Genomic DNA, 13,481 nt, shown 5'->3' with positions numbered 1-13,481 from the left:
GCGACCGGACCGGGCGGCGGCCTCATCGTGCCGCCCGGCCACGGCAGGACCTTCACCACCGCCGCCCAGCACGTCACCTTCTCCCGCCGGGCTGCCCGCACGCCTTCGCCAACCCCACCGGCGAACCCGTGCGCATGCGGTTCCAGGCCTCGCCGCCGCCATCACCCCGCTGCGGCACGACGCGGGCCGGGCGGGGCGGACACCGGCCGGTGCGGAAGCGGATACGGAGGTTCCGGCGGCCCGGTAATCCCGTTGCCCGGCCACCGCCCCCGGTGCTGGAGTGACCCGCATGGAACCCCAGCACCTCCGTGACCTGTACGACCGTCAGCTGCGCCGCGAGGCCCGCCCCGACGGCCCCGGCTGCCGGATCGAACGCGTCGGCGACGTCGTCCGCCAGACCGGACCCGCACACGCCTGGAACGGAGTGCTCTGGTCCGGCCTCGGCGACGGCGACGCGGACCGCGCCGTCGCCGAGCAGATCGAGCACTACCGGGCGGCCGGGCTGTCCTTCGAGTGGAAGCTGTACGCCCACGACACCCCCGCCGACCTCGGCGACCGGCTCCTCGCCGCCGGATTCACCGCGGAGGACCCCGAGACCCTGATGGTCGCCGAGGCCGCCGCGCTGCCCGGTGACGTCCCGCTGCCCGAGGGCGTCGAACTGCGCGCCGTCACCGACGAGTCCGGCGTACGCCAGGTGGTCGAGGTCCACGAGCGCGCCTTCGGCACCGACAGCGCCCACATCGGACGCCAGCTCCTGGACCGGCTCGCGGCCGACCCCGACACCGTCACCGCCGTCGTCGCCCTCGCCGCCGGGGAACCCGTCAGCGCGGCCCGCCTCGAACTCTGCCCCGGCACCGACTTCGCCGGGCTGTGGGGCGGCGGCACCGTCGAGGGCTGGCGGGGCCGCGGCCTCTACCGCGCCCTCGTCTCCCACCGCGCCCGCATCGCGGCCGAACGCGGCCACCGCTACGTCCAGGTCGACGCGGCCGACACGAGCCGGCCCATCCTCCACCGCCTCGGCTTCCTGACGCTCACGACCACCACTCCCTATACGTACGGCGGTTAGGGCCTGTCCCTCGGATCGTGCCGGGCGCGCGGGGCCCTCGCCCATGGGACCGGCCGGCCGCGCGGGAACGGTAGGGTGCCGTCCGGTAATTGAGGTCTGCGTGGGGAGACACGGGTTCATGGGTGGTCAGCAGTCGGATCGGGGCGGCGCGGGCGAGGTCTTCCAGGCGCTCGCGGCGGACGATCCCACCACGGTCGCCGGGTACCGGCTGGCCGCCAGGCTCGGGGCCGGCGGCATGGGGAAGGTGTACCTCTCGTACACGCCCGGCGGACGGCCCGTCGCGATCAAGCTGATCCGGCCCGAGTTCGGTGAGGACGCGGAGTTCCGCCGCCGGTTCGCCCAGGAGGTGCGCTCCGCTCAGCGCGTGCAGGGGCTGTTCACGGCCCCCGTGATCGACGCCGACCCCGAGGGCGCGCAGCCCTGGCTGGCCACCGCCTACGTCCCGGGCCCTTCGCTCGCCGACGCGGTCGTCACCCACGGGGCGCTGCCCGTGGAGACGGTGCTGCTGCTCGTCGCCGGGATGGCCGAGGCCCTGCACGTGATCCACGGCGCCGGGATCGTCCACCGCGACCTCAAGCCGTCCAACGTGCTCCTGGCCGCCGACGGGCCCCGCGTCATCGACTTCGGCATCGCCCACGCCGCCGACGCCACCTCGCTCACCGGCAGCGGCGTCACCATCGGCACCCCGTCCTTCATGGCGCCCGAACAGGCCGCAGGACGCAAGGTGACCCCGGCGACGGACATCTTCGCCCTCGGCCAGGTCGCGGCGTACGCGTCGACCGGCCTCCCCGCGTTCGGCGAGGGAACCTCGCACGGCGTGCTGTACCGGATCGTCCACGAGGAGCCGGACCTCGGTGCCGTGCCCGAGCGGCTGACCGAGCTGGTCACCCGGTGCCTCGCCAAGGACCCCGAGGCGCGTCCTTCGATCCCCGAGGTCATCGCGCTCTGCCAGGCGGCGAACGCGGCGACGGTGCTCCGCAGGCCCGAGGACTGGCTGCCCGGCGCCGTCTCCGCCGACATCACGGCGCGCGCGGCGGCCCCCGCGCCCCTCCAGACGCCGCCGCCCCCGCAGACCGCCCCCGGTCACCCGCCCACCGCTCCGGCCGGGCCGGCCGCCCCCGGCGTGGCCTACGCCCCGACCGCCCCTTCCGGTCCGACCCCGCCGGTCGCCGCGCCGACCGTCCCGCCCGGCGCGTACGGACCGCCCGCCGCCGGACACCGGCCGGGACCGTACGGCCCGCCGACGCCGCCCGCGGGACAGCCGTACACCGGCGGGCCGCAGCCGGGACAGGGACACCCGGGACAGCCGTACCCCGGACAGCCCCACCCCGCGCAGGCCCACGCCTACGCGCCCACGCAGGGCCCGGTCCCCGCGGCGCACTTCCAGTACCCCGGTGCCCCCGGCCGGCCGATGCCCACGCCCCCCGGCGCCCCGCGCGGCTCCGCCAAGCGCGTCCTGCTCGTCGCCCTGGCCGCCGTACTCGCCTTCGGTGTCGTCGGCGGCGTGACCGCCTACGCCCTCCTGAAGGGCAAGGGGGAGCCGACCGCGTCGGAGAACGACAAGCCGAGCGGCACGGGCGGAGCCACCACGTCCGGCACCACCGGCGGAACCGGAGCCACCGCCGGCACCCCGAGCGAGAAGCCCTCGACCCGGCCCGAACCGACGCCCGCCGACTTCCGGAACATCAACCTCACCGCCGGCTACCACCTGACCCTCGGCGACGAGGTCGTACGGCCCCAGGACGGCGAGGACGGCGAGTACGAACTGTCCTACGACACCGGCGGGTACCTCGACGCCGAGAGCGTCGGCGGCAACCTGGTGCTCCTCGATCCGGGGCAGCGGGGCTCCCTCGCCGTCTGCCGCGCGGAGACCCGCTTCACGCAGAACGTCTACGTGAACAAGCTCTCCCAGGGCCGCCAGCTCTGCGTCACCACCGGCACCGGCCACATGGGCCTCGTCACCGTCAAGGGCATCTCCCCGGAGGAGTCGCCCAGCACCTATCTGACGCTCGACGTGACGGTCTGGCGCAACGCGGCGCCCTCCTCGTAGCCGTACGGGGAAGCCGCCGCGGCGGTCAGGACGTCCAGTGCGCGGGGCGCTCGAAACCCTCCGGGAGGCGGGTCTCGGCGTTCCCGCGCGCCGCGTTCAGCTGCGGCTGGGTCAGGAAGAGCGCGCCGGTGAGGTCCGCTCCCGACAGATCGGCGTCCCGCAGGTCGGCGCCGATCAGGTCCGTGAGCGACAGATCGGCCCCGGACAGATCGGCGGCGATCAGCAGCGCCCCGCGCAGGTCGGTGCCCCGCAGCTTCGCCCCGCGCAGCCGCTTCCCGACCAGATCCGCCCCGCGCCGGCTCTTCGGCCTCCCGCCGGCCGTCGCGCGGACCAGCTCGCTCGTCCGCAGCAGCAGCCGGTTCACATCGGCGCGGACCTCGGGCACGCTCAGTTGCTCCAGCGCGTCCGCCGAGCCCGCCGTCAGCTCCTCGACACGGGCGAGCGCCGTCCGCAGCTCGGCGTGGACCGGGCGGGCGGCCGGACGGCCCACCGCCTCGGTCAGATAGCGCAGCAGCTCGTGCAGCTGCCGCATCACATGGAACACGTCGTACATACGGCCCGCGGTCTCCGGGGCCTCCCGCCAGGACACCCCGCCGAAGGTCACCTGGGACACCTGCTGACCGGCGCCGAAGCAGTCGTACACCGTGCAGCCCTGGAAACCGCTCGTCCGCAGCCGGGTGTGGATGCCGCAGCGGAAGTCGTCCCGCAGGTTCCGGCAGGGCTCGCCGGGGGCCTTGTTCACGGCGAAGTCGGCGGACTTCGCGAAGGGCAGCGCCACGCAGCACAGGCCGAAGCAGTTCGCGCAATCGCCGCGCAGCGCGGCTTCCCGGGTCTCGGGCACGGTGGAACGGTTCCTTCGCTGATCGGGGACGGTCCGCTCACCGTACCGCCTCCCGCCGAAACCGATTGCGGAGATCGCCCCGGGCCGTTGAGGATCGCTGCCATGCCGCATTTCACGACGTACGACGGGACCGAACTCGCCTACCGGGTCACCGGGGAGGGCGAGCCGCTGGTGTGTCTGGCGGGCGGCCCGCCGCGCGACGCCGACCACCTCGGCGGACTCTCCGCGCACCGCACCCTGGTCCTGCTCGATGCCCCTGGCACCGGGGCGAGCGCCGCGCCGGCCGACCCGGGGACGTACCGCTGCGACTGGCGGCCCGGCGACGTCGAGGCGCTCCGCGCCCACCTCGGCCCGGAGCGGATCGACCTCCTCGGCCACTCGGCGGGCGGCGACCTCGCCACCCTGTACGCCGCCGCGCACCCCGGGCGGATCCGCTCGCTCGTCCTCGTCGCCTCCCCGGGCCGCGCGCTCGGCGTCGGGACCACCGAAGAGGAGCGGCGGAGCCACCGGGCGGCCGACGCCCACCACGGCGAGGGCGCGTACGACCCGGAACGGACCCGTCGCGCGCTCGCCGCGCTCACCGCTCCCGTCCTGGTCCTGGCGGGGGAGTACGACGCAGGTCCCACCCCGGCGAAGGCGGCCGAGGCCGCCGCCTGCTTCCCGTACGCCGAACTCGTCGTCCAGCCGGGCGCCGGGCATTTCCCGTGGGTGGACGACGCGGACGCCTTCGTCCGCCCCGTCGCCGCCTTCCTCGACCCCGAGGTGCGTACGGTCACGGTGGACGGCGTGCGCCTCGCCTACCGGGTACGGGGCTCCGAGGGCGCCCCGTCCGTCGTCCTGGTCCACGGGCGCGGCGAGAACAGCACCACGTGGGCGGAGGTCGCGGCGGAACTCGCCGCCGACCACCGGGTGTACGCCGTCGACCTGCGCGGCCACGGACTGAGCGACCGGCCCGGCCGCTACGGCTTCGACGCCTTCCGCGACGAACTCGGCGGCTTCATCGAGGCCCTCGGGCTCGCCCGCGCCACCGTCGTCGCCCACTCGATGGGCGCCGCCGCCGCGTACCTCCTCGCCCAGCGCGCACCGGAACTGATCGGCCGGCTCGTCCTGGAGGAGCCCCCGGTCTTCTTCCCGCTCGACCCGCCGCGCCCGCCGGCCGAGCGGCCCGAGGGGCGGCTCGGCTTCGACTGGGAGATCGTCCCGGCCACCGACGCCCAGCTGAACGCCCCGGACCCCGCCTGGCGGGCGGAGGTCCCGGCGATCGGGGCCCCCACCCTGGTCCTCGCGGGAGGCCCGGCCAGCCACGTCCCCCAGGAGCACCTGACGTGGCTGGCCGAGCACGTTCCCGACGGCCGTCTGGTCACGATCGAGGACGCCGGACACCTCGTCCACACCACACGGCGGGACGCGTTCCTCGGGGCGGTACGGGAGTTCGGCCTGTCGGGCTAGGACCTGTCGTCAAACTCCCGCCTGCCCCACGACGCCTGGCACGCGCTCTCGCCGCACCGGGCGAAAGCCCAAGTACGGTCCAGTACGAGGGCTTCCGCCCGGCACGCCGAGAGCACGCACCAGACGCCGCAGGGCCGCCCTTCGGGCGACGACGGGAATTTGACGACAGGCCCTAGTAGGGCTTGGTCAGGTTCAGTCGTTGGTGGCGTGTCCAGATGAGTGGTTGTGCCGTTGAATCGGATGTGACGCCTGAGGACTTGGCCGCGGTGCGGTGTGATCTGGAGGATTTCGCGGCGGAGGTTTTCGAGCCGTTCGCGCGGAACGATCAGCGTCGGTGGGGGCAGGTCTACCTGCGTGGGCTGCTGACCGACGGGCAGCGTAAGTCGGTCGAGCCGATGGCGGCCCGGCTGGGTGAGGACGGGAACCGGCAGGCCCTGGCCCACTTCATCACCACCAGCCCGTGGGATCCGGCACATGTGCGGGCCCGGCTCGCCTGGAAAATGGAAGCGGCGATCCGGCCGAGTGCGCTGATCTTCGATGACACCGGGTTCCTCAAGGACGGCAACGCCTCGGCGTGCGTGTCCCGGCAGTACACCGGCACCGCGGGCAAGGTCACCAACTGCCAAGTGGGGGTCTCGTTGCACCTGGCGTCCGACCATGCCTCGGCGGCGGTCAACTGGCGGCTGTTCCTGCCCGAGACCTGGGATCCCGCGTCGCCGAAGGCGGACCCCGACAAGGCTGCCCGCCGCACTGCATGCGGCATCCCCGACGACGTCCGGCACGTGGAGAAGTGGCAACTCGCACTCGACATGCTCGACGAGACCCGCTCATGGGGTATCGACGTGCCACTGGCCGTCGCGGACGCCGGATACGGCGACGCCGCGGCCTTCCGGCACGGCCTGCAGGCCCGCGGCCTCAACTACGTGGTGGGGATCTCGACCACCCTCTCGGCCCAGCCCGGCAAGGCAGTGCCGGTGGCCGAGCCCTACCGCGGGAACGGACGGCCCCCCGTTGCGAAGTACCCGGACAAGCCACAGTTGGTGAAACAGCTGGTCATCGCGGCGGGCCGGAAGGCGGCGAAGCCGGTGCAATGGCGCGAGGGCTCCCGGCCCGGCACCGGCCGCAGCGGCTTGAAACGGATGTACTCGCGGTTTGTGACCATGCGGATCCGGCCTGCCGGACGCGAGGTCCGCCAGGCCGTTGACGGCCCGGAGCTGCCCGAGTGCTGGCTCCTGGCCGAGTGGCCGGCCGACCAGGCCGAACCCGTCCAGTTCTGGCTGTCCGACCTGCCCGCCGACACCCCGCTGACCACCCTGGTCCGCCTGGCCAAGCTCCGCTGGCGCATCGAGCACGACTACCGCGAGATGAAACAGGCCCTGGGACTTGCCCACTTCGAGGGCCGCACCTTCAACGGCTGGCACCACCACGTCACCCTCGTCTCCGTCGCGCACGCCTTCTGCACCCTCCAGCGGCTGGCCAGAGCCCCAAAAGACACGGCGCCGGCCTCAGCCTCTACCGGATCGTCCGCGAACTACAGACTCTCCTCGCCACCTGGAACGGCGCCTGCCCCACCTGTCACCGCGACATACCCACGGCGATACCAACCTGACCAAGCCCTACTAGGGCCGCCCTTCGGGCGACGACGGGAGTTCGACGACAGGCCCTAGGCCTCTTCGCCCGCGTCCCGCGCGTCCGCCTCCACCGCCACCGTGCGGGCCCAGCGGTAGTCCGCCTTGCCGCTGGGGGAGCGCTGGATGCGGTCGGTGAGGACCAGCTGGCGGGGGACCTTGTAGCCCGCCAGGCGCGGGCGGCAGTGGGTCTGGAGGGCTTCCAGGTCCAGCGCCGGGGCGTCCGCGCGGAGCTGGACGACCGCCGCGACGTGGTTGCCCCAGCGGGCGTCGGGGACTCCCGCGACGAGGGCGTCGTAGACGTCGGGGTGGGACTTCAGGGCCTGTTCCACCTCCTCCGGGTAGACCTTCTCGCCACCGGTGTTGATGCACTGGGAGCCGCGCCCGAGGACGGTGACGACCCCGGACTCGTCCACGGTCGCCATGTCCCCGAGGAGCACCCACCGCACCCCGTCCCGCTCGAAGAAGGTCTCGGCGGTCTTGGCGGGGTCGTTGTAGTAGCCGAGCGGTACGTGCCCGCGCTGGGCGAGGCGGCCGATCTCGCCCGGGGTGACGGGGGAGAGGGTCACCGGGTCGACGACCTGGGTGCGTTCGTTGACATGCAGCCGGAAGCCCTTGGCCGGGCCGGAGTCGTCGGTGGCACGGCCGTTGGAACCGGACTCGGTGGAGCCGAAGTTGTTGAGCAGCAGCACGTTCGGCATCAGCTCCTGGAGCTGGGCCCGTACGGTCTCGGACATGATCGCCCCGGACGAGGACAGGCTGAACAGGGCCGAGAGGTCCGTGTCCTTCTGCGGCCCGCGCAGCGCGTCCACCAGCGGGCGCAGCATCGCGTCCCCGACGAGGGAGATGCTGGAGACCTTCTCCTTCTCCAGGGTGCGCAGCACCTCCTCCGGCACGTACTTGCGGTGCAGGACGACCCGCTGGCCGTAGTCGAAGGCGATGAACGCGGTCAGGGTGGACGTGCCGTGCATCAGGGGAGGCGCGGGGAAGAAGGTGATCCCGGCGCCGCCGGCCGCGACCCGCTCGGCCAGCTCCTCGGGGCGCTTGACCGGCTCGCCCGAGGGGTCGCCCCCGAAGAGCCCCGCGAAGAACAGGTCCTCCTGGCGCCACAGGACGCCCTTGGGCATCCCGGTCGTGCCGCCGGTGTAGATGATGAAGAGGTCGTCGCCGGATCGCGGTCCGAAGCCGCGATCCGGCGATCCGGCGGCCTCCGCCTCGGTGAACGGCACGCAGTCGAGCGGTGCCGCGCCCTCGGGCGGGGTCCCCACCCGCACGAGGTGCCGCAGCTTCTCCGTCTGCGGCAGTGCCGCCGCGACCCGGTCGGTGAACTCGGCGTCGAAGACGAGCGCGGCCAGGTCGGCGTCCCGGTAGAGGTAGACCAACTCCTCCTCGACGTAGCGGTAGTTGACGTTCACCGGTACGAGCCGCGCCTTGAGGCAGGCGAGGACGGTCTGCAGGTACTCGACCCCGTTGTACAGGTGGAGCCCGAGGTGTTCGCCGGGCCGGAGGCCCGAGTCGACGAGGTGGTGGGCGATGCGGTTGGCCGCCTCGTCGAGTGCGGCGTAGGTGAGCCGGCGTTCCTCGCCCGTGCCCGGATGATCGACGTACACCAGCGCCTCGCGGTCGGGGACCACGTCGACGACCGATTCGAACAGGTCGGCAAGGTTGTACTCCACCGTTCCTCCAGATCCCGGCTGGTACCGACTCGTACGGGTGCGCACTGGCTCGGCGGTCATTAGAGCGCCGTCCGCCGACAGGGGGAAGGGGGTGCGCAGAAGAATCTGACTGAGTGTCAGAAAACTATTGAACTGGACTCCCCACTCCTGCAACCTGTTCCAGAACTGGAGACGGGAGACCCCCATGGGCGGCACCGAACACCTCAGCGTGCGGCGCGAAGGCGCCACGCTCGTCCTCACCTTGAACCGGCCCGAGGCCAAGAACGCCCTCTCGCTGCCGATGCTCGTCGGCCTCTACGACGGCTGGCTGGAGGCCGACGCGGACGACAGCGTCCGCTCCGTCGTCCTCACCGGCGCGGGAGGATCCTTCTGCGCCGGCATGGACCTCAAGGCCCTGGCCGGAAAGGGCATGGAGGGCGAGCGGTACCGGGACCGGCTCAAGGCCGACCCCGACCTGCACTGGAAGGCCATGCTGCGCCACCACCGCCCGCGCAAACCCGTCATCGCCGCCGTCGAGGGCTACTGCGTCGCCGGCGGTACGGAGATCCTCCAGGGCACCGACATCAGGGTCGCGGGCGCCTCCGCCACCTTCGGCCTCTTCGAGGTCCGGCGCGGGCTCTTCCCCATCGGCGGCTCCACCGTCCGGCTGCCCCGCCAGATCGCCCGCACCCACGCCCTCGAAATGCTCCTCACCGGCCGCCCGTACACCGCCGAGGAAGCCGCCCGCATCGGGCTCGTCGGCCGGGTCGTCCCCGACGGCACCGCCCTCGACGCGGCCCTCGACCTCGCCGAACGCGTCAACGCCTGCGGCCCGCTCGCCGTCGAGGCCGTCAAGGCCTCCGTCTACGAGACGGCCGAACTGACCGAGACGGAGGGGCTGGCCGCCGAACTGAAGCGGGGCTGGCCGATCTTCGACACGGCGGACGCGAAGGAGGGGGCGCGGGCGTTCGCGGAGAAGAGGCCGGCGGTGTACCGCCGGGAGTGACCTTTCCCCACCCCACCCCGCCCCTTCCCGTGACCGGGGGCAAGCCCCCAGACCCCCGGACGGCCTTCGGCCGTGCCCCCGAACGCCGGGCCGGCTGGAGATCCAGCCCCGCCGGCGTGTGAGACACGGGGCCTGGGGCGGAGCCCCGGTCCGGGAAGGGGCGGGGAGGGGAGAAGGCCCCGCGCAGCGGCCCCGCACCCACGCCCACACCAGCCCCCAAGGAGCCCGCCCATGACAGCCACCCCGGCGCCGGAGGCCCTCCGCGCCCCCCTGGTCGTAGAATTCCCCTTCACCCGCTCCCTCGGCCCCGTCCAGTCCGCCTTCCTCACCGGACTCCGCGAGCGCACCCTGCTCGGCGTCCGCACCGGGACCGGCGACGTGCTCGTCCCGCCCGTCGAGTACGACCCCGTCACCGCCGCCGAGCTGAGCGAGCTCGTCGAGGTCGCCGCCACCGGCACCGTCACCACCTGGGCCTGGAACCCGCAGCCCCGCGCCGGCCAGCCCCTCGACACCCCCTTCGCCTGGGTGCTCGTCCGTCTGGACGGCGCCGACACCGCCCTCCTGCACGCCCTGGACGCCCCCGGCCCCGAAGCCGTCCGCACCGGACTGCGGGTCCGCGTCCGCTGGGCCGCGGAACGCTCCGGCGCCATCACGGACATCGCCTGCTTCGAACCGTACGAGAGCGTGGCGGAGCACGAACCCGCCCCGCACGACGGCCGCTTCGACGAGCCCGTGACCGGCATCGTCGCCCCCGCCCGCCTCGACTACACCTACAGCCCCGGCCGCGCCCAGACCCGCTACCTCCAGGCGCTCGCCGAGCGCAGGACCGTCGGCGAACGCTGCCCCTCCTGCGCCAAGGTGTACGTGCCGCCCCGCGGCGCCTGCCCCACCTGCGGCGTCGCCACCACCGACCGGGTCGAGGTCGGCCCCAAGGGCACCGTCACCACCTTCTGCATCGTCAACATCAAGGCACGGAACGCCGAGATCGAGGTCCCGTACGTTTACGCCCACATCGCCCTGGACGGCGCCGGACTCGCCCTGCACGGCCGAATCGCGGGCATCCCGTACGACGAGGTCCGGATGGGCCTGCGGGTCGAACCGGTGTGGACCGAGGGCGGGCGGTACCCCGACCACTACCGGCCCACCGGCGAACCCGACGCCGACTACGACACCTTCAAGGAGCTGCTGTGAGGCCCGACCGAGAGGTGGCGATCGTCGCCTTCGCCCAGAGCGACCACCGACGGAACACCGACGACCTCTCCGAGGTCGAGATGGTCATGCCCGTCCTCCACGACGTCCTGCGGCAGACCGGACTCAAGGCCGCCGACATCGGCTTCACCTGCTCCGGCTCGTCCGACTACCTGGCCGGGCGCGCTTTCTCCTTCACGATGGCCCTCGACGGCGTCGGCGCCTGGCCGCCGATCTCCGAGTCCCACGTCGAGGCCGACGGCGCCTGGGCGCTGTACGAGGCCTGGGTGAAACTCCTCACTGGCGAGGCCGACACCGCCCTCGTCTACTCCTACGGCAAGTCCTCGCCCGGCTCCGTGCGCGACGTCCTCACCCGCCAGCTCGACCCCTACTACCTCGCCCCGCTCTGGCCCGACTCCGTGTCGCTCGCCGCCCTCCAGGCGCAGGCCCTCGTCGACGCCGGGGCCACCGACGAACCGGCCCTCGCCGCGATCGCCACCCGCAGCCGCGAGGACGCCGCCGCGAACCCGCACGCCCAGCTGCCCGGCGCCCGCCCCCAGGGCGAGTACGTCGTCCGGCCGCTGCGCACCGGCGACTGCCCGCCCGTCGGCGACGGCGCCGCCGCCGTGATCCTCGCCGCAGGCGACCGGGCCCGCGAACTCTGCGCCCGCCCCGCCTGGATCCGCGGCATGGACCACCGCATCGAGGCCCACTCCCTCGGCGTCCGCGACCTCACCGACTCGCCCTCCACCCGCCTCGCCGCCGAACGCGCCGGAGCCTTCGAGCGGCCCGTCGACACCGCCGAACTCCACGCGCCCTTCAGCTCCCAGGAAGTCGTCCTGCGCAAGGCCCTCGACCTCGACGGGAGCGTAAGGGTCAACCCGTCCGGCGGAGCGCTCGCCGCCAACCCCGTCATGGCCGCCGGCCTCATCCGGCTCGGCGAGGCCGCCGCCCGCATCCACCGCGGGGACTCCGACCGGGCCCTCGCCCACGCCACCTCGGGCCCCTGCCTCCAACAGAACCTCGTCGCCGTCCTGGAAGGGGAGCCCCGTGGCTAAGGCTGTGACATCCAAGGAGTGCGTCGCCGTCGTCGGCATCGGCCAGACCAAACACGTCGCCGCCCGCAGAGACGTCTCGATCGCCGGGCTCGTCCGCGAGGCCGCCCTCCGCGCGCTGGCGGACGCCGAGCTGACCTGGGCGGACATCGACGCCGTCGTCATCGGCAAGGCCCCCGACTTCTTCGAGGGCGTGATGATGCCGGAGCTGTACCTCGCCGACGCGCTCGGCGCGGTCGGCAAACCCATGATCCGGGTGCACACGGCCGGATCCGTCGGCGGCTCCACCGCCCTCGTCGCCGCCAACCTGGTCGCCGCGCGCGTCCACGGGACCGTTCTCACCCTCGCGTTCGAGAAGCAGTCCGAGTCCAACGCCATGTGGGGGCTCTCGCTGCCCGTGCCGTTCACGCAGCCGCTGCTCGCCGGCGCCGGGGGCTTCTTCGCGCCGCACGTCCGGGCCTATATGCACCGCACCGGCGCCCCCGACACGATCGGCTCCCTCGTCGCGTACAAGGACCGGCGCAACGCGCTCAAGAACCCGTACGCCCATCTCCACGAACACGACCTCACCCTGGAGAAGGTGCAGGCCTCCCCGATGCTCTGGGACCCGATCCGCTACTCGGAGACCTGCCCGTCCTCGGACGGCGCCTGCGCCATGGTCCTCACCGACCGCGCGGGCGCGGCCCGTTCACCCCGCCCGCCCGCCTGGGTGCACGGCGGGGCGATGCGCAGCGAACCCACCCTCTTCGCCGGCAAGGACTTCGTCTCGCCCCGCGCGGGCCGGGACTGCGCCGCCGACGTCTACCGGCAGGCCGGCATCACCGACCCCCGGCGGGAGATCGACGCGGTCGAGATGTACGTGCCGTTCTCCTGGTACGAACCCATGTGGCTGGAGAACCTGGGCTTCGCCGAGGAGGGCGAGGGCTGGAAGCTCACCGAGGCCGGGGTGACCGAACTCGACGGGGACCTGCCCGTGAACCCCTCCGGCGGGGTGCTCTCCACCAACCCCATCGGCGCCTCCGGAATGATCCGCTTCGCCGAAGCGGCCCTCCAGGTACGGGGGGAGGCGGGGGAGCACCAGGTGGACGGTGCCCGCCGGGCGCTCGGGCACGCCTACGGGGGTGGCGCGCAGTTCTTCTCCATGTGGCTCGTGGGGGACACGCCGCCGTCGGGTTGAGCCGGCCGCCGCCGGGGTACGGAGACGCGTGAAGGTAGCTGGACGTTTGGCCGCCACAGCTCACTCCATCGGGCGTACGCTGGGGTTTTCGCGGGGCCTCCCGCCGGGCGCCCTGATCCTGCGCCCGGCGTGCGCCCCCGGTGTGGGGGTGGAGTGTGGCACAGCACGACGGCCGGACGGCACGTCAGGGTTTCGGCCTCTTCGAGCGAGAGGCCGCCATCGGCGCGGCCGAGGAGGCCCTCGACCTCCTGACAGGCCTCGCCGACGATTCCCTGTGGCCCGACCGCTTCTCCGCACCCCGCGAGCGCCCCGGCCCCCGCCTCGTCGCGCTGCCCGGCCGCGGAAGGGCGGACGTCCCGCAGCCCG

Annotated in this window: 8 protein-coding genes and 3 pseudogenes; 9 read left to right on the top strand and 2 right to left on the bottom strand. The window is 73.4% G+C overall.

Annotated elements, in window-relative coordinates; all coding sequences use genetic code 11:
- Positions 1–77 precede the first annotated feature (77 nt).
- The 3 genes and pseudogenes from V4Y03_RS01565 to V4Y03_RS01555 all read left to right on the top strand — a co-directional run.
- Positions 78–161, top strand: a pseudogene (locus tag V4Y03_RS01565) (cupin domain-containing protein); the annotation flags it as partial.
- Positions 162–289: 128 nt separating this feature from the next.
- Positions 290–1,066 (top strand): GNAT family N-acetyltransferase, encoded by a 777-nt coding sequence (locus V4Y03_RS01560; protein ID WP_332433675.1) that lies wholly within the window; start codon positions 290–292, stop codon positions 1,064–1,066.
- Positions 1,067–1,184: 118 nt separating this feature from the next.
- Positions 1,185–3,116, top strand: a complete 1,932-nt coding sequence (locus V4Y03_RS01555) for a serine/threonine-protein kinase (protein ID WP_332433674.1) — start codon at positions 1,185–1,187, stop codon at positions 3,114–3,116.
- Positions 3,117–3,141: 25 nt separating this feature from the next.
- Here the strand turns inward: V4Y03_RS01555 and V4Y03_RS33825 are convergent.
- Positions 3,142–3,423 (bottom strand): annotated as a pseudogene (locus V4Y03_RS33825) (pentapeptide repeat-containing protein); the annotation flags it as partial.
- A 636-nt stretch (positions 3,424–4,059) separates the two neighbouring features.
- On the opposite strand from V4Y03_RS33825, the gene V4Y03_RS01545 reads away from it, so the two are divergent.
- On the top strand, positions 4,060–5,406 hold the full coding sequence (locus V4Y03_RS01545) for an alpha/beta fold hydrolase (protein WP_332433673.1): 1,347 nt from the start codon (positions 4,060–4,062) through the stop codon (positions 5,404–5,406).
- A gap of 242 nt (positions 5,407–5,648) precedes the next feature.
- Positions 5,649–6,968, top strand: a pseudogene (locus V4Y03_RS01540) (IS701 family transposase); the annotation flags it as partial.
- Between the two features lie 101 nt (positions 6,969–7,069).
- On the opposite strand, the gene V4Y03_RS01535 reads toward V4Y03_RS01540, so the two are convergent.
- Positions 7,070–8,710: an acyl-CoA synthetase gene (locus V4Y03_RS01535; RefSeq protein ID WP_332433671.1), complete on the bottom strand. Its 1,641-nt coding sequence runs from the start codon at positions 8,708–8,710 to the stop codon at positions 7,070–7,072.
- 184 nt (positions 8,711–8,894) lie between these two features.
- Between V4Y03_RS01535 and V4Y03_RS01530 the strand changes: the two genes are divergently transcribed.
- The 4 genes from V4Y03_RS01530 (at position 8,895) to V4Y03_RS01515 (ending at position 13,115) form a co-directional block, all read left to right on the top strand.
- Positions 8,895–9,695 (top strand): crotonase/enoyl-CoA hydratase family protein, encoded by an 801-nt coding sequence (locus V4Y03_RS01530; RefSeq protein ID WP_317877625.1) that lies wholly within the window; start codon positions 8,895–8,897, stop codon positions 9,693–9,695.
- Positions 9,696–9,926: 231 nt separating this feature from the next.
- Positions 9,927–10,886 carry a Zn-ribbon domain-containing OB-fold protein gene (locus V4Y03_RS01525; RefSeq protein WP_332433669.1) on the top strand — a complete coding sequence of 320 codons (960 nt, stop codon included), beginning with the start codon at positions 9,927–9,929 and terminating at the stop codon, positions 10,884–10,886.
- The gene (locus V4Y03_RS01520; RefSeq protein ID WP_332433667.1) at positions 10,883–11,941 is read left to right on the top strand and encodes a thiolase domain-containing protein; all 1,059 of its coding nucleotides are present in this window, start codon (positions 10,883–10,885) and stop codon (positions 11,939–11,941) included. The genes V4Y03_RS01525 and V4Y03_RS01520 overlap by 4 nt, the downstream gene beginning before the upstream one ends.
- Positions 11,934–13,115, top strand: coding sequence for a thiolase domain-containing protein (locus V4Y03_RS01515; protein WP_332433666.1), 1,182 nt, complete (start codon positions 11,934–11,936; stop codon positions 13,113–13,115). Before V4Y03_RS01520 ends, V4Y03_RS01515 begins: the two co-directional genes overlap by 8 nt.
- The last annotated feature ends 366 nt before the right edge of the window (positions 13,116–13,481 follow it).

This window comes from Streptomyces sp. P9-A4 (assembly GCF_036634195.1).
Classification (GTDB): Bacteria; Actinomycetota; Actinomycetes; order Streptomycetales; family Streptomycetaceae; genus Streptomyces.
This window is presented reverse-complemented; position numbering and strand designations above follow the sequence as displayed.

Coding starts and splice junctions, on each gene's coding strand:
- V4Y03_RS01560 (WP_332433675.1), top strand. CDS start 290: ATGGAACCCCAGCACCTCCGTGACCTGTACGACCGTCAGCTGCGCCGC.
- V4Y03_RS01555 (WP_332433674.1), top strand. CDS start 1,185: ATGGGTGGTCAGCAGTCGGATCGGGGCGGCGCGGGCGAGGTCTTCCAG.
- V4Y03_RS01545 (WP_332433673.1), top strand. CDS start 4,060: ATGCCGCATTTCACGACGTACGACGGGACCGAACTCGCCTACCGGGTC.
- V4Y03_RS01530 (WP_317877625.1), top strand. CDS start 8,895: ATGGGCGGCACCGAACACCTCAGCGTGCGGCGCGAAGGCGCCACGCTC.
- V4Y03_RS01525 (WP_332433669.1), top strand. CDS start 9,927: ATGACAGCCACCCCGGCGCCGGAGGCCCTCCGCGCCCCCCTGGTCGTA.